Source organism: Holophagaceae bacterium, from assembly GCA_016720465.1.
Taxonomy (GTDB): domain Bacteria; phylum Acidobacteriota; class Holophagae; order Holophagales; family Holophagaceae; genus JANXPB01.
The window spans coordinates 1-25,138 of sequence record JADKKO010000001.1 but is presented as its reverse complement, the minus strand read 5'-3'; the positions used below and the strand labels follow the sequence as shown (position 1 = coordinate 25,138).

Here is a 25,138-nt window from a genome sequence, read left to right as displayed (position 1 = left end):
GGAGGAAGTAAAGGGGCGGGTTCATCTTTGGCTCTTTCCTGGGTTTCCTATGTGCCACGATTCCGGCAACGGCATCCGGCCCTCAACCCCCACCTGACCTGATTAGAACGAAAGCCAGACTCTTTTCTCCGCTACCCTCCGCGCCTCCGCTGCCCTCCGCGTGGTTAGCTTTTCCCTCAATTCCGTGAAGAACCATTGTCTGGAGGTTTTCTTCAAAGCTTCTTGAACTTGACGATTCCCGTGGTCGCGGTGCCCGAGGGCGTGGTGACCGAGATCGGCCCGGTCGTGGCGGCGGCGGGGACCGTGGCCTTGAGCTGGGTGGCGGAAACAACTGTGAACACCGCCGCGGTGCCATTGAAGCGGACGGCCGTGGCGCCGCCCAGGTTCAACCCATTGATGAACACCACGGTGCCGGTCGAACCCGCGTTGGGCGAGAAGGAGAGAATGCGCGGCGCTGGCACCGGAACCGTGAAGTTCGAGGTGGATTGCATGGTTCCGGCAGCGTTGGTGACGAAGATGGGGCCCGTGGTCGCCCCGGCGGGGACCACCGCCCGGAGCTGGGTCGGCGAAACCTGTGTGAAGGTGGCGGGGACGCCGTTGAAACTCACCGAAATGGCGCTGCCCAGGACGGAACCGGACAGGTAGACCACGGTGCCAGGCGCGCCCGAAGCCGGGGAAAAGCTGTACAGGAGGTTGAGCGCGAAGGTGGCGGTGATGCCGCAGTTCCCGGTGATGGGGCCGGTGGTGTAGGTGTACGTGCCGACCGAATTGGATGTGTTGGTGTAGGTAGCTCCGCTGCAGCCGGAGATCGAGGCCACGTGGTAGCCAGCGTTGGCGTTGAACGTGAAATTCGTCGTGCTCCCGTGGGCCACCGAGGCCGGTGACGGCGTGCCCGCGTCCAGGCTGCCGTTGGCGAGGGCCGAGGCGGTCACCTGGTAGACATTGATGGCGAAGCTGGCGGTGATGGCGCAGTCGCTGCTGATGGCCCCGGTGGTATAGGTGTAGCTCCCCACCGCGTTGGACGTGTTGGTGTAGAGCGGCCCGCCGCATCCGGAAATGGACGCCACGTGGTAGCCCGGGGCGGCGTTGAACTTGAAGCTGGTGGTGCTTCCGTAGGCCACCGAAGCGGGGGACGGAGTGGTCGCATCCAAACTGCCGTTGGCGAGGGCCGTGGCCGTCACCTGGTAGATGTTGGGAGCGAAGGTGGCCGTGACAGTGCAATCGCCGCTGATGGCCCCGGTGGTGTAGGTGTACGAACTCACTGCATTGGAGGTGTTGGTGTAAAGCGCTCCGCTGCATCCGGAAACGGAGGCCACGTGGTAGCCGGTGTTGGCGTTGAACGTGAACGCAGTGGTGCCGCCGAGGGGCACCGAGGCGGGGGACGGCGTGGCCGGGTCAAGCGTGCCGTTGGTGAGGGCCGGCACCGTCACGATGGGGTTCCGCACCGTCACGACAGCCACGTTGCTGATGACGTAGAAACCAGAGCCCTCGGTGACGCGGACCGTGTAATTGTGGGTGCCGATCGGGAGCACCGGTGTGGTGTAGTTCGCCGCCGTGGCGCCGCCGACGGCCACGCCGTTCAGGTACCACTGGTAGGTGAAGCCGCCGCAGCCGTCCTGGGCCACCACGCTCATGGAATGGGTGGAGCCGGGGTAGATGGTCGCGCCCACCGGCTGGGTGGTGATGCTCACCTGGGGTCCGCCCGAGGGATTCGCGAAGGAGGCCGTGGACGTGTCATTCGCCGGAACGGTATCCGTGAAATTGCCGGACACGGTGACGGTGCCCGAAACGGCCGCGGTGGTGGTGGGACGCACCGTGACCGTGAAGGTCGCGCTGCCGCCGACGGCCATGTCGCCCAACGAGGCCACCACCGGATTGGCGCCCGTCACGAGGCCCAAGGTCGTGGTGGCGCTCACGAGCTGCGTATTGGCGGGAAGGGGGAGGCTGGCCTGCGCCTGGCTCGCGATGGCCCCAGGATTGCTGTTGGTGATCGTCATGGTGAATGCGGTGTTGCAGGCGTTGGCCAGAGAGACGCCCGCCGTCATGCTCACTGCGAGGTCCGTTCCAAGGCCTTCGACGTAGGTCTTGACCGGGGAGCCGTACAACGCCCCGTACAGGTCCGCCTTGGCGTAATAGTTGCCGCTGGTGATCTCGGTGCCTGCGGGCGTCCCGCCATTCACCGTGACATCCACGCTGAACGTGTAGCTCGCGCCCGGCGCCAGCGTGCCGATGTTGTCCAGGGTGGGGAAACCGCCGGGAGCCAGCAGCCCGCCTGGGTCCTGGAGGGAGAAGAAGGTGGTGTTCACGGGGGCGACGGCGTCGACGATGACGTTCGCCTGGGACGTGGCGCCGGTGTTCCGCACGGTGTAGGTGTACCGGATGGTGCCGCCCACCGGCACGGTGGTCCGGTCCGCCACGACCGAAACCCAGAGGCCCGGAATCACCGCGGAGCAGCCGTCCACATAGAGCTTGCCCCAGTGGCCGGTCGGCGAGCAGCCCGCCGCCAGGAATTCGATCTCGATGATGTCGTTGAGATACACCGCCGGATCCAGGGCGATGTCCTTCACCTGCCAGTCCGTGTAGACGACCGCCTGCCCGCCGATCACCACGGACTTCCAGGGGCTTCCGGGCTGGTTGGAGAAGTTGAGGTTGTCATAAAGGCTCACGTTGGCCTTGCTGACATCCTTGACGCCGATGTAGAAGTAGGGCTGCTGGTTGGCCCCGTGCCCGACGGGGTTTTGCAGCACCGGCGCGAAGGCGAAGCGGATGTGGAGCCTGTCGTCCCCGCCGGCCAGCGCAGGATCGATCATGCTGCTGTCCAGGGTGAAGGTCTGCTTCACCGAGTTGCCGTTCCGGCCGTTTCCGAAAGCGCTCGATGACAGGGGATTGATGAGGACGCACTTCGCTCCGAACTTGGGCCAGCGAAGGGACTGGGCGGCCCCGAGATCCGCGTCCACCTGGGATTCAGGCAGGGGCGGCGGAGGCGGGGCGGTCACGACGTTCGTCAAGTCGTTTCCCCCGGCGACCCTCACGATGCTGGTGCCGTTGTATGGCGTGGCGCCCGTCAGGCCCGTATTCAGGAACTTCGTCTTGAGCCAGCCATCGATATTGGGAGCCACGTACGGGGATTCAAAGTCGCCGTTGGTGAGCGCCTGGGCGGAAGCGAGGGTCCCCGAAAGCATCAGGACAGGAAGCACCAACCCGCGAAGGAAGGCCTGAAGCGAGGGCAAGACGGCATGGCGCATGGTGGTCTCCTGGGACTGGTTGAAGATAGCATCGGCAAAATATGCCCGACAACGGACATTTGTGATTTTTGTGTTTATTTAATGGCATTATTATTGCTCTAGTTTTTTAGACAATTTTCGCATGTTCACGGTGGCATAGAACGCAAAGCACGGTGGCGGCCCTTCGCGGACCGAGTGGCCGCGGGCCCGGAAATTGCGCTAGGCTTCGATCCTGGACGGAGCCCGTCCAACAGCAGGCTGGACCCACCTGTTCCTCCCCCCGGCGGAGGACCGTGCATCGAGGAAACCTTGCCCAAGCACATCCTGATCGTCGATGACGACCCCATCGCCATCAAGATCCTCACGCGTCTTCTGGTGGGGCGCGGCTACCTGGTGATGGCAGCCGCCAACGGGGAGGATCTGATGGCGAGGCTGACCGCATTCAAGCCCGATGCGGTCCTGATGGACGTGATGCTGCCGGGCATGGATGGGGTCCAGCTCGCGGAGCGGCTCGGCCAGATACCCGCCACGGCCGCCACGCCGATCATCTTCCTGAGCGCCCTGATCTCGCCGGACCAGCCCCAGGATTCGCCGATAAACCCGCGCCACCATTACCTTTGCAAATCATTCGAGCCCGAGGTCCTGCTGGAGCTGCTCAAACGCATCGGCGTGTAGCCGGCAACCTTCCATGGAATCGGCGCCATGGCGGCTGTGCCCTGCGGCAAAAGACCTGGGACCCGGGCCCTGCGCACCCGCCCGGACCTTATGTTGGGAGCGGACCTAACCACCAGGGAGTCTGCCATGGCCAACCGGAGCTTGTTCCTCGGGCCTTCAAGCCTGCTTCTCGCCGTTGCCCTGACCCTCGGAGCCGCCGCTCCCGGGGGCGACAAGAACGCCCCTCCAGCGAAGTACGACATCACCGGCCACATCGCGGATCTTTCCGCGGATTTCCGGGCGAAACTCACGCTGACGGGAAACCGCAAGCCCACCCGCACCATCACTGCCCAGGCCGATGGCACCTACGCCTTCCGCAGCGTTCCTCCGGGAAGCTACTCGCTTCGTCCCTCCCACGCCAAATTCACTTTCTCGCCCTCCTTCCATACCGTGGCCATCACCAACCACGATGTGCCCAACGTGAACTTCACCGCCCACCTGATCGGCAAGAAAAAGGCGAGATGAACACCGGCTGGCCCCACCAGCGGCCTCGGCACCCCGATGCGCTGAAGGCGCTGCAAGAACCTCCTGGACTGCCCGCGATCCTGGGCGAAGATGGACCCAGTGGATGTTTTTCTGCCGGGGATGAAGCATGAACCGCAAGGATCGATACGCGCAGCCAACTCAATCGGGCTTCAGGGGCGGCCGCCGCGTCCTGGGGGCAATGCGGGCCTCCGCCTTGCTGCTCCTGGCTTTCCTGCTGCCGCTGGCCTGCAGCGGCGGGGGGAACACCCCGGATCCCATCCCGCCCCCGCCACCCACCCTGGAGATCGACGCGGCCCTGCGCGCCACCGCTGGGATTTCAGGCGTCACGGAGGTGGCCAGCACCATCGGCGGCACGCGGTTCTTTCGCTTCACGCTGGCCCAGCCCGCGGACCACACCACCGGCGGCGGTCCTACCTTCCAGCAGGTGGTCACCCTGCTCTACCGCTCCCGCACGGCGCCCGTGGTGCTCGCCACCACCGGCTACAGCATTTCCCAGAATCCCGGTCAAGGCGAACCCACGCGCATCCTCTCCGCCAACCAGATCACCATGGAGCACCGTTTCTTCGCCACATCGACGCCCTCGCCCAAGGACTGGTCCAAGCTCACCATCCAGCAATCCGCGGCGGACGAACACCAGCTCGTGACGGCCCTGAAGCCGCTCTTCAGCGGCAAGTGGCTGAACACCGGCGGCAGCAAGGGGGGCATGACCGCCCTCTTCCACCGCCGCTTCTACCCGGACGACGTGGACGCCACCCTGGCCTATGTCGCGCCCATCAACCTCGCCAACGGCGACACCCGCTACCCCCCGTTCATCGAATCCCGCGGCAGCGCCGCCACCAGCCTGGCCATCGAAGCCTGGCAGCGGGCCGTCCTCGGGAAGCGGGCCGAAGTGCTCACCCTGTTCCAGGCGGATGCGGCGTCCAAGGGCGAGACTTTCGCGTTCATCGGCGCCGACAAGACCCTTGAATTCGCAGTGCTGGAATCCCCCTTCATCCTCTGGCAGTACGGCTACGCGGATCTCGCGGCCCAGGTGCCCCCCGCCGATGCCTCCGCGCAGGCGCTCTATGCCTACCTGGACCTGGTCAACCGGGGCGTGGTGTACACCTGGGCCGACAGCACCCTGGACTACTACCAGGCCTACTACCAGCAGTGCGCGAACCAACTGGGCTATCCCGCCAACAAGGAGAGCCACCTCGCGGAGCTCTTGTATCCGGGCCAGGACGTGCCCGCGGTCTACCCGCCCGCGGGCGCCTCGAAGGCCTATGATGGCGGCGCGTCCATGCAGGACATCCAGGCATGGCTGGACACCTCCGCCCAGCGGGTGATCCTCGTCTACGGCGAGAACGATCCCTGGACCGCCGGCGCCCTGGCGGTTCCGGCCGCGGCCCAGTCCCGGGGCGTCTGGAAATACCTCGCTCCCGGCGGCAACCACAGCTCCAAGCTGGCTTCGCTCACGCCCTCCGATGCAGCGCAGGCCTATGCCCTGCTGGGCCAATGGCTCGGCGCCCCGGTCGCGCCCCAGCCCGCCACCCCGCTGCGTTCCCAAGATGCTGTGATGGACCTGATGGATAGCTTCGTGGTTAGGAGGCCGCTGCGCTGATCGGGCGGCCCCGGACCTTGTCCTCGTGGGTCACAGCCAGCCGGAATTCTTCAGCTTCCGGTAGAACACGCCGCACACGGCCAGCGTGGAGAACAACAGCGCCGGATAGGCGTAATGCCATTTCAGTTCGGGCATTTCGTGGAAATTCATGCCGTAGAGGCTGAACACCACGGTGGGCACCGCGAGGATCGCGCCCCAGCCCGCCAGGCGTTTCACGACCTCGTTCTGCCGCACCGTCACCAGGGCCAGATTGACGGTCATGGCGGTGGTCAGCATTTCACGCAGGTTGTCCAGCGTTTCGATGGTGCGGGCCACGTGGTCGTGGATGTCCCGGAAATAGGCGCGCAGGTCCTTGTGGATGATCTCCGGATGCAGGCGCATCAATTGCAGGCAGATGTCCTCCACCGGCAGCACCGCCTGGCGCAGCTGCAGCAATTTTATTTTGAGCTCGTACAGGCGTTCGATCGAAAGCTGGTCGAACTGGCCCCGGAAAATATCCACTTCCAGCGCGTCGAACTCCTCGGTCAGCCGCTCCACGATCGGCTGGTAGTTGTCGACGATGAAGTCCATCAGCGCGTACAGGGCGAAGGCGGGCCCTTTGGCCAGCATGTCCGGTTTATCCTCGCAGCGCTTCCGCAGGTCCGCGTAACCCTGGGCGTTGCCGTGCCGCACCGACACCAGGAAATTCCGGCCGACGAAAAAATGCGTCTCGCCGAATTCGATGGTGCAATCCTCCCGGCCTGCGGCGCTGCCGGATTTCAACTGCGCCGTCTTGATGACGATGAAGAGCGAATCGCCGTAGGTCTCGATCTTGGACCGCTGGTGCGCCTTCCGCGCGTCCTCGATGGCGAGGTCGTGCAGCGAGAATTCCTCCTGGATGTCCGACAGGACGGAGGGATCCGATTCGTGCAGGCCGAGCCAGACGAAGGTGCCGGGTTCCTTGATCGCCTCGCTGATTTCCGGCACGGGCACATCGGCGAGGCGTTTGCCGTTGCGGTAGGCGACGCTGTTGATGACGGTGGACATGGGGCGATCCTGGCGATGGCGTGGGTTCGGTCCATTCTGCCACGCCGGGGCGGACCTTCCACCGGCGGGCGGTTTGCCGGGCCCGCCGGAACCCGATGTGGATATCTCTGTTAAGCCTCAGCGGCCCCCGCTCACCGGTTCAATTTCAACTGGCGGACCATGTCGGACGAGTCCCCGAACTGGCCCGCTCCGAGAATGCTCAGGTTCGCGCCGGCCAGCGAACTGAAGAGGACCACCAGCAGGACCACCAGCACGATCTTCTGCTTGGCGCCTTCGCTCATGAACGTGATGGCCAGTAGCCCCGCCAGCAGCATGAGCCTTCCGACCCACCCGAACAGAAGATGGATCCGGCTGCCGGCCGCGGAGGCCTTCGCCCGCAGGTAGTCCCGCTGGAGCACCATCGTGTCGTTCTTCTGCTCCAGGTCCTTGCGCATCCGGTCCGCCGCGTCCCTCAGGACCTGCTCTTGCTTCTGCCGGTCCTCCGGAGTGATGGCCGCATCGGCACTCAGCTTCCGCCGCTCCGCCTCCTGGTCGCGTTCGAACATCTTCATGTCGAGGCGCATCAATTCCTCGGCCGTCTCGACCCGGACCCGGGCGCTCTCCACCGCGCCATCCTTGAAGCTCGGGATGATGTGCGTGAACAGCGTGAGCGCAAGTCCGACGATGATCAGCCATTCGGCCGGGCCGGAATAAAGGCGTGAGAAGAGGGACCGGTCAGGCATAAAGCCTCCGCGAGGAAAGGAAGGAGAAAACCGGATCCAAGCCAGTTGGACAAGGCCACCCGGGAGGGTCCGCACGGTCAATGCGCTGGAAAGCGCAGTGAGCTTGCTCCTTTCGCACCCCGCTGTCAATCGGGTTGATGGGAAATTCAAACACCCCCAAATGGCCGCCAGGGAGCTGGATCCGGAGGCGCCGATGGCAAAGGAGATGGACACCGGAACGAAACGGAGTGAGAAGGTAATGAGCAGGGTGGCACCCGGCCGATAGCGCCCCGTTTCGGAACCCGCCTGCCGCCAATCCAGCCCTACTGCGACCTGCACGCCACCATCCGACCGAGGCGCAGCGGAGGGAGGATAGGACGGAATCGGCGCAGCCGATTGCCGCCCGAAGGGCGAGGGCCCGCGGCCCGAGTCAACTGTAACCACCAACAAAAAGAGCCGCCCTTGGGGCCGAGTTCCTGGGTGGGCAGGAACTTCGAAACATTGGTGGTTTCGTCCCATAGCTTGCACGCGGCTGGCTGCGCACGCGGTTTCCGCTTCGCGGAACCGGCTGCGGGCGCTCACGCGCCCTACGCCTACCGCTACCTGCGCGCCATCCGTAACCACCACCAACCAAAAGGGCCACCCTTTTTGGGTGGCCCTTTTGGTTGGTGGTGGTTCCTCAGGGACTCGAACCCTGGACCCGCTGATTAAGAGTCAGCTGCTCTAACCAACTGAGCTAAGGAACCGACGCTCCAGTGTAGCAATGGGGGGAATATCCGCAAGGTGAAGATTCATCGCGGGGGGTCACAGACTGGGCAACTGCATGGCTTCGCGCACTTCGGCCATGGTGCCCTGGGCCACCAGGCGGGCCTTGGCGCTGCCGGTGCGCAGGATGTCGCGAAGGTGGTCCTTGCGGGAGAGGTTGTCTTCGATTTTTTCGCGCACCGGGGCAATGCGGCGGACCATGGCCTCGGCGACCTTCTTTTTACAATCAAAGCAGCCGATGCCTGCGCGGCGGCATTCTGTGTTGACCAACTGGACCGTCTCGTCGTCGCTGAAGAGCTTATGGAATTCGAAGACCGGGCAGACCTCCGGATTGCCTGGATCCGTGCGCTTGACCCGGGCAGGGTCGCTGGCCATCTGGCGGGTGCACTTCTCCAGGATCTCGGCGTCGGTGTCCCGCAGGTAGATGCAATTGGCGTAGCTCTTGGACATCTTGCGGCCATCGAGGCCCGGCACCTTGGGGGTCTGGGTGAGCACGGCGGCGGGCTCTGGGAAGACCTCCTTGCGGTACATGAAGTTGAAGCGGCGCAGCACCTCCCGCGCCAGCTCGATGTGGAAGAGCTGATCCTCGCCCACGGGCACCTTGTCGGCCTTGTAGAGGATGATGTCCGCCGCCATGAGCAGGGGATAACCCAGAAACCCGTAGCTGCTGAGATCGGCCACGGAATTCTGCAATTTCTCCTTGTAGGTCGGTACGCGCTCCAACCAGGAGAGGGGCGTGATCATGCTCAACAGCAGGTGCAGTTCCGCGTGCTCCTTCACCTGGCTTTGGATGAAGATCGTCGCCTTATCCGGATCCAGCCCTGTGGCCAGGAAGCAGGCGGTGAGCTCTTCGGTGGCAGGCCAGATCTCTTCGACGGCTTCGTACTTCGACGTGAGCGCATGCCAGTCCACGATCATGTAGAAGGCTTCGTTGCCGTGCTGGAGCTTCTCGAAATTGTCGAGCGCGCCGACCAGGTGGCCGATGTGCTGGGAGCCGGAAGGCTGGATTCCGGAGAGGACACGCTGCATTTCAAACTCCGAGGAAAAACCGGGCAGTTGGATTCAGATAGAAGGTTTCGGCCAGGAAGAAGAGCGGCCCCAGGATGATGCCGATGAACCCGAACAGGAACATCACCAGGAGGGCGATGGAGATGGCAGGCTGAGCCCGATCGTACTTGGACAGCCACTCCACCGGCAGAAACCCGCGGATGATGTTGGAACCATCCAGGGGTCCGACCGGCAGCAGGTTGAAGAGGGCCAAAGCCACGTTGATGATCACGAGGCGGCCCAGGAGGGTCAGGCCGAACACCTGAAGATTGCTGAGGCTGCCACCGGTGAAGGCATCCACGGGCAGGAACATGGCCGCCTGGAATATCTTCATGCGCTCTGCCTCGACCGCACCGGGAAGGTTCCGGATCAGGATCGCGAGAATCGGGATGAAGATGAGGGACTGCAATAAGTTGGACAGAGGCCCGGCGGCCGCGACTGCGGCCATGCCCACCCTGGCCCGCATGTGGCGTGTCAGGTTCCTGGGGTCGACAGGAACGGGCTTGGCCCAGCCCAGCACCCGCCAGCCCGTGAGCATACCCAACAGCGGAAGGATGAGGGTGCCAAGAAGGTCCATGTGGGCGATCGGATTCAAGGTCATCCGGCCCATCCGCTTGGCGGTATCGTCCCCCAGGTAGTAGGCCATGGTGGCGTGGGAGGCCTCGTGGACGCTCAGGGCGAAGAGCAGCGCGACATAGGTGACGAGGACCGTGGGCAGCGAAAATGTTTCAGACAATCTGACTCCAGACAGTGTCATTGCTCCGGATCAGGGAGGGATCCTGATGCCGGATCGGATCACGAAGTTTCAGAGATGGGCTGGCCTTCCCGGAAGCGGCGCACCTGCGCTCTCCCTTAGACATCCAGACTAACCCGTGGAAGGGCGGTTCTCCAATCCTATGAGGGAGTCCTGGAACCATTTCGGACAACTTGGGAAGGCCGCGTTATCCTTGAGGGTTTGATATGGAGCGACCCACATGATTCTCAAACCCAACGCCCCCGAAGCAGCCCACGCGGGAAAAACGATCCAGGGCTTCAACTACATCAATGGCAAGGAGGTCGAGGGGGTCGGCCACATCGAATCCCGCTCCGCCGTGGATGACCGCGATCTCGTGGGTGTCTTCCCGGACAGCGGCGAACAGGATGTGGAGAACGCCGCCAAGGCCGCCGCGAAGGCCTTCAAGACCTGGTCCGCCACGCCCTCGCCGATCCGCGGCGCCGTGATCCAGCGCATCGGCCAGATCCTCGCCGACCAGAAGGATAAACTGGCCCACGTCATCACCCGCGAGATCGGCAAGACCCCGCGGGAGGCCGCGGGCGAAGTGCAGGAGGCCATTGATACTTGCACCTTCTTCACCTCCGAAGGCCGCCGGCTGTACGGCCAGACCGTGCCCTCCGAGATGGCTCACAAGGAGCTCTACACCTACCGCCGGCCCATCGGCGTGTGCGGCATCCTGGCCGCCAACAACTTCCCCCATGGCCGTGCCCTCCTGGAAGATCATCCCCGCGATCCTCTGCGGCAACACCGTGGTGTGGAAGCCCAGCGACGACGCGCCCACCATCGCGTATCTCTTCCTGAAGGCCATGCAGGATGCGGGCGTCCCCGATGGCGTCGTGAACACCGTGAACGGCAAGGGCCGCGCGGGCTGCGGGAAGCATTTCCTGGCGGGCATCGACAAGGGCTACTACCAGAAATTCAGTTTCACGGGCTCGACCCAGGTGGGCCGAACCATCGGCGAAATGTGCGGGCGCAATCTGATGATCCCGAGCCTGGAGCTGGGCGGGAAGAATCCCATGATCATCATGCCGGACTGCGACATGGACAACGCCGTGCGCGGCGCGCTGTGGGGAGCCTTCGGCACCGCAGGCCAGCGCTGCACCAGCCTCGCCAACATCATCGTGCACGAGGCCTGCGCAGTTGAATTCAAGCAGGCTTTCATGGACGGCCTCGCCAAGCTCGAGATCGGCAACCCCATCACGCACCCCGAAGTGACCTACGGCCCCATGATCAATGCGCGTTTCGCGAAGGGCTTCGAGGAGCACTGGGCGGAGGGTGCCAAGGACAAGGGCGCCAAGCGCTTGAGCGGCGGCGCGCAATGGACTGACGCCAACCGCACCGCGGTTGTGAAGGGCGATATCAGCCACGGCATCTACATGCAGCCCACCGTGTGGGACAACGTCACCGCCGATATGTGGCTGTTCCAGAACGAGGTCTTCGGACCCACGGTGAACATCTCCACCGTGAAGGACTTCGACCAGGCCATGGACTACGCCAACGGCACGCCCTACGGCCTGTCCAGCTCGCTCTACACCGAGAACCGCCACTGGGTGGAGCGCTTCAAGCGCGAGATCAAGGCCGGCATGAGCTCCATCAACAACACCACGTCCGGCGCCGAAGCCCACATGCCCTTCGGCGGCAACGGCTGGAGCGGCAACGGCACCCGCGAAAGCGGCATCTGGGTCATCGACTCCTACACCAAGTGGCACGCCGTGAACGACGACGCCAGCGGCAAGCTGCAGCTCGCGCAGATCGAAACCAACTATGGTGCTGCTGCCGCGGAACCGACGGATTGGGCCTCGCTCTGATCGGCTTCCCGGTCTAGCGCTGGCGGCTGGCTCCAGCGTTTCAGCGGCCTTCGGGCCGCTCGGCCAGCCGCGCCAGTTTCCGCATGGAGGCCGGAAGGTCCGTCCGGAACGCCGGTCCCAACCTGCGTGCCCAGATCCAGGCGAGAAGGCCTTCCACCTCGATGCGGTGGGTCAGCCGGGCGCCCATGCCGGTCGGTTCCATCGAGTGGTGGAACCGCAGCCGAGCGAAGGGCAGCCCTATGAGGTCGGAGAAGGACCGCCCTTCCACCATCTCGGTGATGGTGAAGGCTGCGGCCCGGCCGCCCACCGGCTTCAGTTCGCCGTGGTTACCCGCCTTGAATCCACCATCCAGCCTGGCCCATTCGGTCCCGCCATCCCACTCCGGGTAGCGAGCCACATCCGCCCATAGCGCCCAGATGTTTTCGGGTGTGGCCGTCGTTTCAAGGGTGTGCTGCGCGATGATCATGGGGTCTCCACCTTAGGAGCCGTTACGAAACAACCAATGCTTTTCTGGTTGTTGAGTTACGGATCCTTATGTCGTGCCATTGGATGAAAGGACTGAGTTATTCCAGAACAACGACCCAGAGTTTCCCGCAATCCCGGGGCGGGGAGCTAAGCTGTTTTCATTCCGGAGGCCTCCATGGACATGAGCTCGGTCAACACGGTGGGCATCGTCGGATGCGGGCTCATGGGCGCAGGAATCGCGCAGATCGCGGCCGAAGCGGGTTTCAGCGTGGTGGTGAAAGAGGTCGACCAGCCTGCTCTGGACCGCGGCCTGGTCCGCATCCAGAACCAGTGGGACCGGGCCGTGCTGAAGGGCAAGCGCAGCCAGCAGGAGGCCGATGTCTTCAGCGCGAAGCTCCAGGGCACGCTGCAATGGAGCGCCCTGGGCGATTGCGAACTGGTCATCGAGGCGGTGCCTGAAATCCTGTCCCTGAAACTGAAGATGTTCGCCGAGCTGGACCGCGTCATGGCCCCTTCCACCCTGCTCTGCTCGAACACCTCATCCATCTCCATCACCGAGCTGGCCGCCGCCCTGGGGCCCGATCGCCAGCCGTTCACGGCGGGGCTGCATTTCTTCAACCCCGTGCCCGCCATGCCGCTGGTGGAGATCATCCGGACCGTGCTCAGCTCCGCCGACACGGTGGAAGCACTCCAGGACTTCGTCCGGAGGGTGGGCAAGACCCCAGTGCTGGCGCCGGATGCGCCGGGCTTCATCGTCAACCGCCTGCTGGTGCCCTTCCTGCTGGACGCCATCCGCTCCCGCGAGCAGCATCTCGCGAGCACCGCCGACATCGACGCGGGCATGAAATTGGGCTGCGGCCACCCCCATGGGCCCGCTGCATCTGTCGGACTTCATCGGGCTGGACACCATCGCAAACGTGGCGGATGTGATGTTCGACGCTCTCGGCGAACCCCGGTTCAAGGCGCCCTCGTTGCTCAAACAGCTCGTGGCGGCGGGGCGTCTGGGACGCAAGAGCGGCTCGGGCTTCTACCGCTGGGAAGGCGAGCAGCGCATGGAGCCCGCCTCCTTGTAGGCCTTTTCGCGGGCATCCGCGGCCCCCCAGCGCGACGCCAGGATGCTTCAGCCAGCCAGGACGCCTCCTCGCAACGAAGTTCCGCCTGCTCGGATGGCCTGCGCCGCAGGTGGAGCGTTGCATCCGGCGCCACCCTGGGCAAATGTCCGGTTCTGGTTGAGAATGATGCATCTCCCCCCATTCGGCCCCAGGCAAACCAACCGCTACGCCGGTTCCAGGCGCCCTTCCATCCCCACGCTTCGAGCGAGGACTCATGAAGAAATCCCTACTGCTGCCTACACTGCTTTCCGTGGTCCTGTTGTCAGCCTGCGGCGGCCGCCAGGAAGACCGCGCCTCCGAGGATGGGCTGCTCCGCTCCAAGCTGGAGAAGGCCGGGGTCCGGGCCCTCCAGACGCCCGCCCAGGCTCCGCAAAAAGTCGCTTTGGGGAAGGCCCTGATGTTCGACAAGATCCTGAGCGGCAACATGGACATCTCCTGCGCCACTTGCCATCACCCGGCCGCGCACACCGCGGACGCGCTCAGCGTCTCCATCGGCACCGGCGGCGCCGGGCTGGGGGCGAACCGGGAAAATGGACCCGGCCGGAATTTCATTCCCCGTAATGCGCCCGAGGTGTTCAACCGCGGCGCCGGCGATTTCAACGTCCTCTTCTGGGATGGCCGGGTCAGCGGCACCGCCCAAACCCGGTTTGACCACGCCGGCGGGCCCAAAGCTTCTGCCGGGACTGGAAAATGCGCTGGCAGCCCAGGCGATGTTCCCGGTCACTTCCCGCGACGAGATGCGGGGCAGCGCGGGAGAGACCCGGGTGGACGGCCAGCCCAACGAACTGGCGGCCCTGGCCGACAGCGATTTCTCCGGGATCTGGAATGGCCTGATGGCGCGTCTGATGGCCATACCGGAATATGTGCGGCTGTTCTCGGCCGCCTATCCGGCTGTGCCCCAAGCCCAGTGGGGATTCCAACATGCTTCCAACGCCATCGGAGCTTTCGAAGCCAGCGTCTGGGCAATGGCGGATAGCCCGTTCGACCGCTATGTGGCCGGGGATTCCACCACCCTCTCCGCGGCCCAAAAACGCGGCGCGGCGTTGTTCTATGGAAAAGCGCTCTGTTCTGAATGCCACTCGGGCCCCTCGATGACCGACCTGAAATTCCACAACCTCGCGATGCCCCAGGTCGGCCCCGGCAAGGGGGCGGAGTCCCCCCTGGACTATGGCCGGGGGCGCGAAACAGGGCCTGGCCCCGGACCGTTTCAAATTCCGCACTCCCCCATTGCGGAACGTAGCCCTGACCGGTCCCTGGACCCACGCCGGAGGTTATGCCTCCCTCAAAGCCGTGGTCAGGCATCATCTCAATCCAAGGCAGTCGCTCCAGACCTACGATCCGAATCAACTGCCCTCCCGCTTCGCCAGCCAGGTGCGAAATCAGGACATCATCCAGGCAGGAGTGTTCAACACCTTGGATCCCATCGTGGCGGCGCCGCTGGCCCTTTCGGAGGCGGAAATCGGCGACTTGGTGGAGTTCCTCCACTCCCTGACGGATCCCGGCGCGCTCGACCAGAGCGGAGAAGTCCCGTCCTCGGTTCCCAGCGGTCTGCCCGTGCCGGACTGATCACCATTCTTGAACCCATCGTTTCCCGCGGCATGGCAGCGGGAGAACCATCGGGCTGAGGGCTCAATTCGGGAACACAAGCCCGCTGCCGCGTTCTGCCTGCTTGAGCCGGGTCGCCTGGCCGGCAGGATCGCCCTCGCGCCAGTGTTTCAGTTGGTCGTGGCGGTGGCTGGAACCCAGGTGGCCGCTCACGCCCAGTGGAACCACCAGCGTGGTGGCGTCGGCATCTCCCCAATCCACGATCAGGCGCATGCTTTGGCCGAATCCCGGCTTGGCGACGCGGACGCTGTGGTTCGCGCCTTTCTGGCCGACCCGGGGCGGATTGTAGGCCCAGCCCAGCACGCCGCCCGCCCGGCCCAGGGGATTCTGGATGGCCAGGCGGTTGGATTCCCCCCAGGTCCTGGGGCCCGCCTCCAGCTGTTTCCTGGCGAGGCGGGCGGCTTCCGACAGGGCTTCCTGTTTGTCGCCAAGGCCTGCGCGGGTCCAGGCATCCTGATCCGCTTTCAGGGCTTCCCGCAGCAAGGCGTCGTCGGTGTCCGAACTGAAATTGTCCGCGTCCCACCCGGTGCCCCGCAGCAGGCGGCTCAGCAACTGGGCCCGGAAATGCTTCTTCAGCAGATCGGCCTCCAGGAATTTTCTTGAGCCGGCCTCCGCCAGGCCATCCCATCCCTGGAATTCGGTCCGCCAGCCCGCGTCCAGGGCCTGCGTTGCCAGATTCATGAATTCACGATGTTCAGGCGAGGCGATGTCCAGCTGGATGCGCTCGGCGCCTTGATGATCCAGCCTGCCCGCGGCTTCGATCAGCTCTGCGATGCGCTTGGCCCTGACGGGGCTCGCCCAGCGCGTGGCGACCGGATACGGAAAACCGCTGCCCAATATCCTTTGGTTGGCGGTCACCAGGTAGCCCTTGGCCGGATCCAGCACACGGGGCATTTCCGCCTGGCTCACGAAGCCCTGCCAATCGTTGCTGGGGTCGTTGCCGTCCACCGGAAGGGAACCATCGTCGCCCTTCTTCCGGAGGGGCACGAGACCAGTCGCGCGGTAGCCGATGTGGCCCTCCGCGTCGGCATAGACGATGTTCTGCGCGGGACCCAGGAACCCATCGCAGGCGGCGTTGAAGCTGTCCCAATCCGTGGCGCGGATCAGCTTCGTGACGGGCATCCGCAGATTCGCGGGATCCAGGGCGGTCCATTTCAGGCTGTAGCCCGGCCGCACCTGTGGCCCGTGGGCGCCCAAGGGCACCCGCAACCGCTCGGCCGCCCGGCCTTTGACGGGGATGTCCTCGATGCGCTCACCCTTCGGAGCTTCCCGGTAGAGATCCTGGACGTCGGTGCCCAGATTCGTGAATCCCCAGGCGATGGCCTGGTTGCGGCCCAGGGTGATGCCCGGCAGGAAGGGCAGCGCCACGCCCTCTGCGTGCCGCTCGCCGATTTCGATGCGCAGGGGCAGCCAGATGCCGGGACTCGAAAGCCCCAGGTGGGGATCGTTCCCGAGGATCGGCTTCCTGCTCGCGGTGCGGCTCCCGCTCACCACCCAGGCATTGGAGCCGATGGAGGGATCGCGTTCTCCGGCGGATGGGCTGAGGCCGAGCCCATCCTTGGGCAAGCCGGGCAGCTTCGAGGATTTGAACAGCGGCTGGGCCTGGAAGAGCAGCTCCGCATCCAGGCGCGGCGCTTCCACATCCGGAATGATGAGTTGGTCCCAATCCGTCGCCACGGGCTGGATCGCGCGCCGCTGGGGTTCAGGCAGGACTTTCAAGGCTTCGTTGCGCAGCTCCGTCTTCCAGGTGCTGGAGAGATCCTCGTGCATCAGCAGCAGGCCCTTCAGGCAATCCGCGGGGGTCCAGGGCCGGGGTTGATGCCGAGCAACTGGAATTCAAGTCCCCACCGATCGGGATGGCTTTGGATGAAGGCGTTGACCCCGTCTCGAAAGGCCTCCAAGGCGTCCCGTTCGTCTTCGGGCAATTGGGGCGAAGCCGCATCGGCCGTCTGGTGGAAGCCATAGACCCGGTGGATCCGGTCCACCGGCAAGGCCGAGGGGCCGAAGATTTCGGCCAGCAGCCCGTCGGCGGTGCGACGCTGCAATTCCATCTGGAACAGGCGTTCCCGGGCCGACAGATAGCCCTGCACGCGGAAGGCGTCCTGGAAGGATCCAGCCTTGATGGTCGCGACTCCCCGCGCATCGAACACCACCTGGACGCGGTTGGCGAGGCCATGGATCACGGGAACCGCGCCATCCGGGAGCTGGCGCTGGATGGTCCACCAGGCCCAGAGAGCTCCAAGCCCCAAGGCCGCACCCAGGATCAGCACGATCCGCTTCAACCACTTCATGAAGGCTCCAGTTCCACCCATTACGATTGCTTTGGTGCAGTGTAGCTCTTCAGCGCGGGCCGGAGAGCATCGGTCCCAACTTCTTCCAGAGGTGGTCCGCCACCCGGCGCGCCCTCGGCGTTGGGATGGATGCCATCCGGTTGGTTCAATCCCGGTTCCATGGCCACACCTCGAGCAGGAAAGGCACCAGCGGCACGCGGAATTCCGCCGCCAGGCGCGGATAGATGGCCGCGAAGCGGGCCTGGGCCCGGGGACCGAAATTATCCGGCAGGCGGATGCCCGCCAGGAGCACGCGGAGCCTTCCTGCGGGCCCGCTGGAGGATCCCCGCAGGTTCTGTTCGGTCTGGACGGCGGGAAGTCCGCGCAGGCCGTCGTTTGCCCCAAGGCCACCACCAGCACATCCACCTTCTGCCTGTAGATCCAGTCGAGCCTGGCCAATCCACCGGCGGTGGTGTCGCCGGAGACACCCGCGTTCACGACCTTCCAGGGCCTCCGTTCCGCCCGGAGGCGGGCTTCGATCAGGGACGGAAAGGACTGTTCCAGCGGCAATCCCAGCCCCGCCGTCAGGCTGTCGCCCAGGAACACGACCGTGCGGCGGGTTTCGGATGGAGCCGTGGCATGTCCCGCGCAGGTGGGCAGGAACAGCAGGATGGACAGCCAATGGCGCATAGGAAAAGATTCTCACGGCTAGGGTCCAGGATTCACGTGGTCTGTTCCGGTACGCTGGGTTCATGATCGAACTGCGCGCGGTGTCGCGGATATTTGAATCCCCCTCGGGTGAATCCCTCACGGTTCTGGAAAACCTGTCCTGCTCCTTCGAGGCCGGCCTTTCGGTGGCCATCGAGGGCCCTTCCGGCAGCGGCAAGAGCACCCTGCTGGGCCTGCTGGCGGGCCTGGACCAGCCCACTTCCGGCGAGGTCAACGTCGCGGGCCACCGGCTGGGAACCCTCGGCGAAGCGGGCCTGTCGCGTTTCCGGGCCCGGAACCTGGGATTCGTGTTCCAGGCCTTCCACCTGCTCCAGCATTTTTCGGCACTGCAAAACGTCGTCATCGCCGCGGAGATCGCGGGGCTTGGCTCTCCATAAAATCCGCGCAGGAGGCCCCTCGCCCGGGTGGGGCTGGAACACCGCATGGCGCACCTGCCCGGCCAGCTCAGCGGCGGCGAATGCCAGCGGGTGGCCATCGCGCGGGCCGTCGTGGCCCGGCCCAAGATCCTGCTTTGCGATGAACCCACCGGCAGCCTGGACCGCGTGAACGCCTCAAAGGTGTTTCGAGCTGCTGCTGGCCTTGCATCAGGACCTGGGCACCACGCTGGTGCTCGTGACCCACGATCCCCACCTGGCGGACCGCCTGGATCGCCAAGTCTTCCTGGAGGGCGGGCGCTTCGGGAACGGCGCGGCATGACGGCTGGTTTCCTTCTTCGCATGGTGGGCCGGGAACTGGACCGCCAGAAGGGAAGGCTGCTGCTCATCGCGCTTTGCCTGTCCCTGGGCTTCGCAGCCTTTGCGGCCACGTACGGGTTCTCGGCGCGGGTGCTGGGCGCCATCCACTCCGAGAGCCGGGCCATCCTCGGCGGCGATGCGGCCCTGAATGCCACCGGCCTGATGCCCGAAGGCTTGGAAGCCAAGGTCCGGGCCCTTCCTGAGGTGGACCGCGCCTGCCTGGTCTATGATTTCGCGACCATGGCCACGGTGGAGGCTCCCGCCCAAACTCGTGGGGAGCGCGCGGCGGGCCCCGGGTATCCGCTGGCGGGAGCGCTGGACATCACCGGCGGCCCTGCTGGCGATGCCGGGGCCGCCCGGCCTTGGACCACGGCGTGTTCGTGGAAGGGATTCTCGCGGAGAACTTCCATTTGTCGGTGGCGGGACCCTCCATCTACGGAAATCCAACCGCGCGCCTCCCTGCGGATCGGCACCAGCGACCTGCCCGTACGGGGCATCGTGGCCAGGATGAATCCCGCCAGGCCTCGGCCTTCACGCTCGGGCCGCGGGTGCACATGGAACTGGCAACAGCTCGGTCCCTGGGTCTCATGACCCAGCGCTCGCGGATGACGGGACGCCTGCTGGTGACCCTCAAGCCCGGCGCCGGGGTCGGAAGCCTCCCTGCCAAAGCTGCGGTCCCTCGCGGGAAACGCGGGGCCGATGGTGCGGGCCCAGAGCCACGAGGAGGCCAGCGGGGCCCTGGCGCGCCCCATCCGCAACCTCAATCGGTTCATCCAGCAGTTGGGCCTGTTCACGCTGCTGCTGGCGCTCCTGGGCGCCTGGGCCATCCTCGCGGCCTTTCTCGATGGCCGGCGGCGCGACGCGGCCATTCTGCGCTGCCTCGGCGCTCCGCCCAACGCGCCGGTGCTGATCTACAGCGGACTCACCCTGATCCTGCTGGGCGCGGCCCTGGCTCTCGGTTTCACCGCGGGCTCGGCGGCCGCGGCGTTCGATCCCCAGGATCCTCGGCGACATCATCCCCGCAGCGGCGAAGAACGCCCCGGCTCAATGGCCCCCGTTGACTGAGACCTTGGCGGCCGCGGCGATGGTGCTGCTGCCTTCCCTTCCGCCCCTCCTGCGCCTGGGAAAGGTCAGGCCCTGAGCTGCTGCGGGAATCCACCGTCCAGAGAGGGGACCGCGCCGCGACCTGGCTTTGCAGTGGCTCGGCCCTGCTGGTGGCGGCCTGGCTGGTGTTGCGCAACGCCCCGAGCCTGAAGGCCGGCTTCGCCACGCTGGCGGGTCTGGCCCTGCTCTTCGCGCTGCTCATGGGGGCCACGCGCCTGATGCTCTGGCTCTATGGCCGCTTCGCCCCGCGCATGCCCTCGCCATGAAGCTCGGCTTCGCGCAGCTGGGCGCCAAGCCGGCCCTCACCTCGCCTGCATGATGGCGGTGATGGGACTGGCCATCTTCCTCACGCTCGCCACGTCTTTCATCAAGGACGACCTGGTGGGCCCGATCCTGAAACAGCGCGGCGCGGGCAACCGCCCTAATCTTTTTCATCGATGTCCAGCCGGACCAGAGCGAGGCCTTGCGAACCCGGCTCCAAGCGCCTTTCCGGACGCGAGCCCCTTGGTGGCGCCCCTGGTGCGGGCGCGCCTCAAGGCGATCAACGGCCGCCCTGTCCGCGGGGCCCGGGGCGGTGGAAGGCAACGAGGAGCAAACCCGCCGCGAGGGCTTCCGCACCCGGAGAGCAGAACCTCACCTACCGCGCGGTGCTGGAGGAAGGCGAAACCCTCGTCGCCGGGCGCTTCTGGAGCGATCCCAGGGCGCCCCTCGCGGAAAATCTCCCTGGAGGAATTCTTCGCGCAAAGCATCCAGGCCAGGCTCGGCGATGAACTCGCCTTCGATGTGCAGGGCCAGGAAATCCGCGGCAAGGTCACCTCCTTGCGCAAGGTGGTGTGGCAGACCATGCGTCCTAATTTCTTCATTGTCCTGCACCCTTCCTTGCTGAGCGGGGCGCCGCGCCTGGATCTGGTGGCCCTCGAAGCTGAAAGCGGGGAGACCCCCGCGCCCGCATCCAGACGGAGGTGGCGCAGGCCTTCCCTCAACATCACGGTCATCGACATCTCCGGAAGTGGCCCGCAAGGTGGGCCGGATCCTGGACCTGATCTCGACCGTGGCCCGCGCCCCTCGCCACGCTCATGCTGGCCTCCAGCCTCCTGGTGCTGGCCGCGAGCCTGTTGGCGGGCCGCCTGGGCCGGCAGCGGGATCTGGCCCTGCTGCGCACCCCTCGGCGCCACCCACGGCACCCTGCTGGGCAGCCTGCTCTGAATTCCTGCTGCTGGGGCCAGCGCGGTCCCCTCATCGCCAGCGCATGGGCCCGGATCCTCTCGGACCTCTACGCGAAGAAAATCCTGGAACTGCCCGCCAACGGATCCATGGGCCGCGCCTGTGCTGCTGGCGGCGGCCGCCCTGCTCACGGCCGCGGTGGGCCTGCTGGGATCCTGGAGGAGCTTGAACGCGAAACCCCTGGATGCGCTGAGATCCGGAGGAACCCGGCCCCCTGCGCTGCCTCTCCCGAGGCGCCTGCTAACATGGAGCTCCGCCCGGTGCGGCCGCGGCCTTGAATGCTGTGCTGCCGCGCCGGGCGCCTTCTTGGCGGGGACATCCATGTTCCTGGTTTCATTCCAGAAGGCAAGCCGCAGGCGAGGTGCAGCTGGAGCGGGAGCTGAGCCTCCTGGCCATCGCGACCAAGGCCGGAGGTGGACCTCCACCACCGCTGCGGCGGCCATGCGCTGCCCGGAACCTGCCTCGTCACCATCGAAGGCGGCGCTCAAAACCTCAGCGAGCCGCTCTCCGCTGAAAAGCGCATCCTCGCCATCCTCAAAGCCTCCCCGGACCAGCGCCTGGCCTGCCAGGCATGGGCCCCAGGGCGACGTGAGCTGCTTAGTGGGAGAAGAGGGGAAGGATCTGCGAGGGGGAAGTAGAGGAGCAAGAAGTCCCAAGTCTCAAGTCCAAAGTCTCGGTGAGATGCAGTAAGGCCCCACGGGGCCGCTTTACTGAGACTTGAGACTTGGGACTTCTTTTCGGCCTCCAGTCGATCACAAGAATCCCACGCCCTGCCATACCCGCACGCGGGTCTTGCCTTCGCCGACGGTAGCGGTTCGAACACCAGGCGCTTGGCGCCTCCACGCAAGCCTCGTTGGCCTTGTCCACCCACTCGCCAGTGCCCGGCAGGCCCTGCAGCAGTTTGGTGGCCGGCACTTCGCCGCTCTCATTGACGAGCACGTTGACCACCACCCACGCCGGTGTCCACCTTCTTCGCCTTGGGACGCACCTGGTTCAGGTTGATGGGCCGGGCGGGATTCACGTCTGGGGTGATGGGAAGCGGGGCGCCTTCCCCCTGCTTTCCGCCAGCTTGGCAAGTTGGCGGCGAGCAGGTCTGCTCTGAGTTTCGCGTTCTCTTCCTGCGCGGCCTTGAGGGCTTCGCGGCCCCTGGAGGTCCATCAGGATGCTGTCGCCGCTTTGCTGGTTCTCCTTCAGGCTGCCCCTTGATCTGCTCCAGTTCCTTGCGGACGGAGGCCGCTTCTTCCTTGGGCTGGTCCCGGCTCTTCTGGGCCGCGGCGAGGTCTTCCTGCTGCACTCGGCTTCCCGAGCTTCGTGGAGAGATCATCGCGCTCGGCGGTCAGTTTTTTCACCTGGGCCTGGAGGGTTCGCCACAGCCTGGGAAGCTTTCGGAGCCTTGGTCCTGGGTTTCGATCTGGACTGGGGGCGCGGACGCGGCGCACAGGGGGGCAGCGTGAGGGCCGCCAGCGCGAAGCAGGTCGTGGCAAGGCGCATGAACCTCCCATTGGAAGCATCCAGCTTCTCACAATTCAATTATACGTCGCGGTCCGGGTCCGGATGGCCCGGCATTGCTCACTTCCAGCACCCCACGGCGGATGAGTTTCGCGAAGATGGCCAGGCACTCTTCAGGAGGAAATGGGCTCCCAGCGATGACATCGCGGATGCTCCAGACCCCGTTCACGCGGGTGGCCAGAAGGCCTCGCGCTGGATTCCAGGTGGGTCTGCATCAGTTCGTCCATGCTCCAGGGCCAGCTCCGAGCACTTGCTCCTGGTCCAGGTTCTGGTCTTCCAGCTTTGTGCTGGACCATCTCCAGCATGCGGCTGGCTTCCTGGATCTTCGGGTCCACCTGCAGCAGGCGCCGGAGTTCACTCTGGGCCTCTCTGGAGCTTCTCCTTTCCATCAATCCCCTGGCCTTCATGAGCTGGGCGGGTGGCGTCATTCAGGTGCCCGCCCGGATCGATGGTCCGCAAGATGCCGCGCTCGAGCATTTCCGTGCAGATGCTTGCTGAGGATGAATTCCGACCTGCGGAGTTCCTGCATGAGCTGGGCGATGGTCTTGCGCTCGTCCAGGCGGAACAGCACATCGGCGTCTTCCGGCGAGAGCGGCAGCATATTTTGGCGATGACTTCCGAAACCGGCCCCAGCACTGCATCCTCGCCCTTGATGGTCTGGCGGATGACCTTCCCATTCATCCATCCGGCGGGCGCCTTCCAGCACGATGCCCGTGACCTCCAGGCTGATGAGCATGGTCTTCTGGTCCGGCAGCCGGTTGTCGGGAATTCGAAAGTCCCCACGCCCCAGAGAGGTGTCGTAGATGCTTTCTTCGGTCTTGGTCTGCACCATCCGGCGGATTTCCGCCTCGCTGATGAGGTTGCGGTTCACCAGGATCTTGCCGAGCACCTGGTTCTCATCCTCCTGGGCGGCCAGCGCTTCCGCGAGCTGCTGTTCGGTGATGCGGTTGGAGGCCAGCAGGGAACTGGCCCAGGTAGTCCCTGGGATCCGAAGACCACACGGAGGTGACTTTGCCGTCGGCGAAGCTCACGCGCTTGGTGTGGGACGTGCCTTTGATTTCGAGGGATTCCGGTCTTCTTCCGCAACGGCCAGCCACTGGAAGATGTCTTCCAGGCCCATCGTGGCAAATTCGCCCTTCAACCCCATTCAGCGGCACCCCATCCCAGATATCCAGTAGCTCAGGCAAATATTTACGCACAGATGAATAGGCTGGCTGCGTCCCGAGGGCAAATTGGCCTGGTAATAATTTGTAATCATTCCCGGACAGCCTTCAACAACTTCGACGGATGATGCCTCGCCGCGGACGCATCCAGGTCCAGCAAGGGTCTAGCGGTCACGGGAATGCCCGCGGTCTCCGGACCCGATGGCAGGATCGGAGCTCCGCCTTCCTCCAGGTAGCGGGCCAGGACCTCCAGGCGAAGGCGGGGAATCATTGACCAGCACCGCTGTGGGCCGCACGCCGCCGATGTCCAGGATCGCCCGGAGGTGGCCTCCAAGTCCAACCCCGTGGTTTCGCCGGCTTTCGGTCATCAAGTTGGCCACGTACAGGATCAGGGCGTTCGTCTGTTGGAGGGCGCGCCGCAATTCTGGAATCAACAGGTTCGGCGGGGTGGAGGTGTAGAGGCTTCCCGGCGCCAGGAGGATCAGGTCCGCCCCGCAGAATGGCGAGCATCGCTTCCGGCAGCGGTTCCGGGGCTTCCGGGCTCCAGCCAGATGGACCGGATGGGCGCCTTGGTTTCGTTGACGGCGGTTTCGCCGACGCCAGGGACGACCTTCGGCATCCGTGGCGCAAAGGGTCACAGGCACGGTGGTGGACGGAAAGAGCCGCCCCGCGGTCACCAGCACGCCAGCTCAGCTCCCGGATGGCCTTCACCCAGTCCCCGGTGATGTCCACCATGGCCAGCAGCATGAGGTTGCCCAGGCTGTGTCCCGCCAGGCTCCTTCGCCTTTGAACCGGTAGCTCAACAGGTCGCTGAGGATGGATTCCTGCCGGGTGAGCGCCGACGAGCAGTAGCGCAGATCCCCGGGCGGGATTACGCCGAGTTCCTCCAGGCCGTCCCGAAAGATCCTCCGTTGTCCGACACCGTGACGATGCCGGTGAGCTGCCAGAGCTGGTCGGCCGCTCCCATTCTGATTTCGGGGCCCTGAGCAGGGCAGCCCGGCCCGTCCCGCCCCGAGGATCACCACTCGAAGGGGCAGGTCCGGATGCAGCGCCATGAAGGTCAGGAACGTTCGATGG

The 25,138-nt window shown here is 65.2% G+C and carries 20 protein-coding genes, 1 tRNA gene and 3 pseudogenes; 12 read left to right on the top strand and 12 right to left on the bottom strand.

What is annotated here, in order from left to right; all coding sequences use genetic code 11:
• Nucleotides 1–212: 212 nt before the first annotated feature.
• Nucleotides 213–3,245, bottom strand: a complete 3,033-nt coding sequence (locus IPQ13_00120) for a DUF11 domain-containing protein (protein MBL0209313.1) — start codon at nt 3,243–3,245, stop codon at nt 213–215.
• A 288-nt stretch (nt 3,246–3,533) separates the two neighbouring features.
• On the opposite strand from IPQ13_00120, the gene IPQ13_00115 reads away from it, so the two are divergent.
• The 3 genes from IPQ13_00115 (at nt 3,534) to IPQ13_00105 (ending at nt 6,024) form a co-directional block, all read left to right on the top strand.
• A complete protein-coding gene (locus IPQ13_00115) occupies nt 3,534–3,899 on the top strand; it encodes a response regulator (protein ID MBL0209312.1) in 366 nt (121 codons plus the stop codon).
• A gap of 126 nt (nt 3,900–4,025) precedes the next feature.
• Nucleotides 4,026–4,403 carry a carboxypeptidase regulatory-like domain-containing protein gene (locus tag IPQ13_00110; GenBank protein ID MBL0209311.1) on the top strand — a complete coding sequence of 126 codons (378 nt, stop codon included), beginning with the start codon at nt 4,026–4,028 and terminating at the stop codon, nt 4,401–4,403.
• Between the two features lie 127 nt (nt 4,404–4,530).
• Entirely contained in the window at nt 4,531–6,024 is a 1,494-nt protein-coding gene (locus IPQ13_00105; GenBank protein ID MBL0209310.1) for an aminopeptidase, read from the top strand.
• 30 nt (nt 6,025–6,054) lie between these two features.
• Here IPQ13_00105 and IPQ13_00100 read toward each other — a convergent pair whose 3' ends face one another.
• The 5 genes from IPQ13_00100 to IPQ13_00080 all read right to left on the bottom strand — a co-directional run bounded on the left by IPQ13_00100 (nt 6,055) and on the right by IPQ13_00080 (nt 10,320).
• Nucleotides 6,055–7,050, bottom strand: coding sequence for a magnesium and cobalt transport protein CorA (locus IPQ13_00100; GenBank protein ID MBL0209309.1), 996 nt, complete (start codon nt 7,048–7,050; stop codon nt 6,055–6,057).
• 131 nt (nt 7,051–7,181) lie between these two features.
• On the bottom strand, nt 7,182–7,772 hold the full coding sequence (locus IPQ13_00095; GenBank protein MBL0209308.1) for a hypothetical protein: 591 nt from the start codon (nt 7,770–7,772) through the stop codon (nt 7,182–7,184).
• Between the two features lie 648 nt (nt 7,773–8,420).
• Nucleotides 8,421–8,497: transfer RNA gene (locus tag IPQ13_00090), tRNA-Lys, on the bottom strand.
• A gap of 58 nt (nt 8,498–8,555) precedes the next feature.
• Nucleotides 8,556–9,545, bottom strand: coding sequence for a tryptophan--tRNA ligase (gene trpS, locus IPQ13_00085; protein ID MBL0209307.1), 990 nt, complete (start codon nt 9,543–9,545; stop codon nt 8,556–8,558).
• 1 nt (nt 9,546) lies between these two features.
• Nucleotides 9,547–10,320, bottom strand: a complete 774-nt coding sequence (locus tag IPQ13_00080; protein ID MBL0209306.1) for a site-2 protease family protein — start codon at nt 10,318–10,320, stop codon at nt 9,547–9,549.
• 217 nt (nt 10,321–10,537) lie between these two features.
• Between IPQ13_00080 and IPQ13_00075 the strand changes: the two are divergent.
• Nucleotides 10,538–12,146 (top strand): annotated as a pseudogene (locus tag IPQ13_00075) (aldehyde dehydrogenase family protein).
• Nucleotides 12,147–12,186: 40 nt separating this feature from the next.
• On the opposite strand, the gene IPQ13_00070 reads toward IPQ13_00075, so the two are convergent.
• Complete coding sequence (locus IPQ13_00070; GenBank protein ID MBL0209305.1) at nt 12,187–12,612, bottom strand: SRPBCC family protein; 426 nt, start codon at nt 12,610–12,612, stop codon at nt 12,187–12,189.
• 180 nt (nt 12,613–12,792) lie between these two features.
• On the opposite strand from IPQ13_00070, the pseudogene IPQ13_00065 reads away from it, so the two are divergent.
• The 3 genes and pseudogenes from IPQ13_00065 (at nt 12,793) to IPQ13_00055 (ending at nt 15,289) form a co-directional block, all read left to right on the top strand.
• Nucleotides 12,793–13,684, top strand: a pseudogene (locus IPQ13_00065) (3-hydroxybutyryl-CoA dehydrogenase).
• Nucleotides 13,685–13,937: 253 nt separating this feature from the next.
• Nucleotides 13,938–14,699, top strand: a complete 762-nt coding sequence (locus IPQ13_00060; protein ID MBL0209304.1) for a cytochrome-c peroxidase — start codon at nt 13,938–13,940, stop codon at nt 14,697–14,699.
• 191 nt (nt 14,700–14,890) lie between these two features.
• Nucleotides 14,891–15,289 carry a hypothetical protein gene (locus tag IPQ13_00055; protein MBL0209303.1) on the top strand — a complete coding sequence of 133 codons (399 nt, stop codon included), beginning with the start codon at nt 14,891–14,893 and terminating at the stop codon, nt 15,287–15,289.
• A 63-nt stretch (nt 15,290–15,352) separates the two neighbouring features.
• Here IPQ13_00055 and IPQ13_00050 read toward each other — a convergent pair whose 3' ends face one another.
• Nucleotides 15,353–17,164 (bottom strand): penicillin acylase family protein, encoded by a 1,812-nt coding sequence (locus IPQ13_00050; protein MBL0209302.1) that lies wholly within the window; start codon nt 17,162–17,164, stop codon nt 15,353–15,355.
• Nucleotides 17,113–18,288 carry a penicillin acylase family protein gene (locus tag IPQ13_00045; protein MBL0209301.1) on the bottom strand — a complete coding sequence of 392 codons (1,176 nt, stop codon included), beginning with the start codon at nt 18,286–18,288 and terminating at the stop codon, nt 17,113–17,115. Before IPQ13_00045 ends, IPQ13_00050 begins: the two co-directional genes overlap by 52 nt.
• A gap of 62 nt (nt 18,289–18,350) precedes the next feature.
• Here IPQ13_00045 and IPQ13_00040 point away from each other — a divergent pair.
• The 5 genes and pseudogenes from IPQ13_00040 to IPQ13_00020 all read left to right on the top strand — a co-directional run bounded on the left by IPQ13_00040 (nt 18,351) and on the right by IPQ13_00020 (nt 21,371).
• Nucleotides 18,351–19,023: pseudogene (locus tag IPQ13_00040) on the top strand (ABC transporter ATP-binding protein).
• A complete protein-coding gene (locus IPQ13_00035; GenBank protein ID MBL0209300.1) occupies nt 19,020–19,652 on the top strand; it encodes a hypothetical protein in 633 nt (210 codons plus the stop codon). The pseudogene IPQ13_00040 and the gene IPQ13_00035 overlap by 4 nt, the downstream one beginning before the upstream one ends.
• Nucleotides 19,653–19,760: 108 nt before the next feature.
• Entirely contained in the window at nt 19,761–20,126 is a 366-nt protein-coding gene (locus IPQ13_00030; protein ID MBL0209299.1) for a hypothetical protein, read from the top strand.
• A gap of 149 nt (nt 20,127–20,275) precedes the next feature.
• The gene (locus tag IPQ13_00025) at nt 20,276–20,431 is read left to right on the top strand and encodes a hypothetical protein (protein ID MBL0209298.1); all 156 of its coding nucleotides are present in this window, start codon (nt 20,276–20,278) and stop codon (nt 20,429–20,431) included.
• Between the two features lie 61 nt (nt 20,432–20,492).
• Complete coding sequence (locus IPQ13_00020; GenBank protein ID MBL0209297.1) at nt 20,493–21,371, top strand: hypothetical protein; 879 nt, start codon at nt 20,493–20,495, stop codon at nt 21,369–21,371.
• Nucleotides 21,372–23,011: 1,640 nt separating this feature from the next.
• Here the strand turns inward: IPQ13_00020 and IPQ13_00015 are convergent.
• The 3 genes from IPQ13_00015 to IPQ13_00005 form a co-directional block, all read right to left on the bottom strand.
• On the bottom strand, nt 23,012–23,326 hold the full coding sequence (locus IPQ13_00015; GenBank protein MBL0209296.1) for a hypothetical protein: 315 nt from the start codon (nt 23,324–23,326) through the stop codon (nt 23,012–23,014).
• Nucleotides 23,323–23,787, bottom strand: coding sequence for a DUF4388 domain-containing protein (locus IPQ13_00010; GenBank protein MBL0209295.1), 465 nt, complete (start codon nt 23,785–23,787; stop codon nt 23,323–23,325). Before IPQ13_00010 ends, IPQ13_00015 begins: the two co-directional genes overlap by 4 nt.
• 438 nt (nt 23,788–24,225) lie before the next feature.
• Complete coding sequence (locus IPQ13_00005; GenBank protein ID MBL0209294.1) at nt 24,226–24,744, bottom strand: YvcK family protein; 519 nt, start codon at nt 24,742–24,744, stop codon at nt 24,226–24,228.
• Nucleotides 24,745–25,138: the final 394 nt, after the last annotated feature.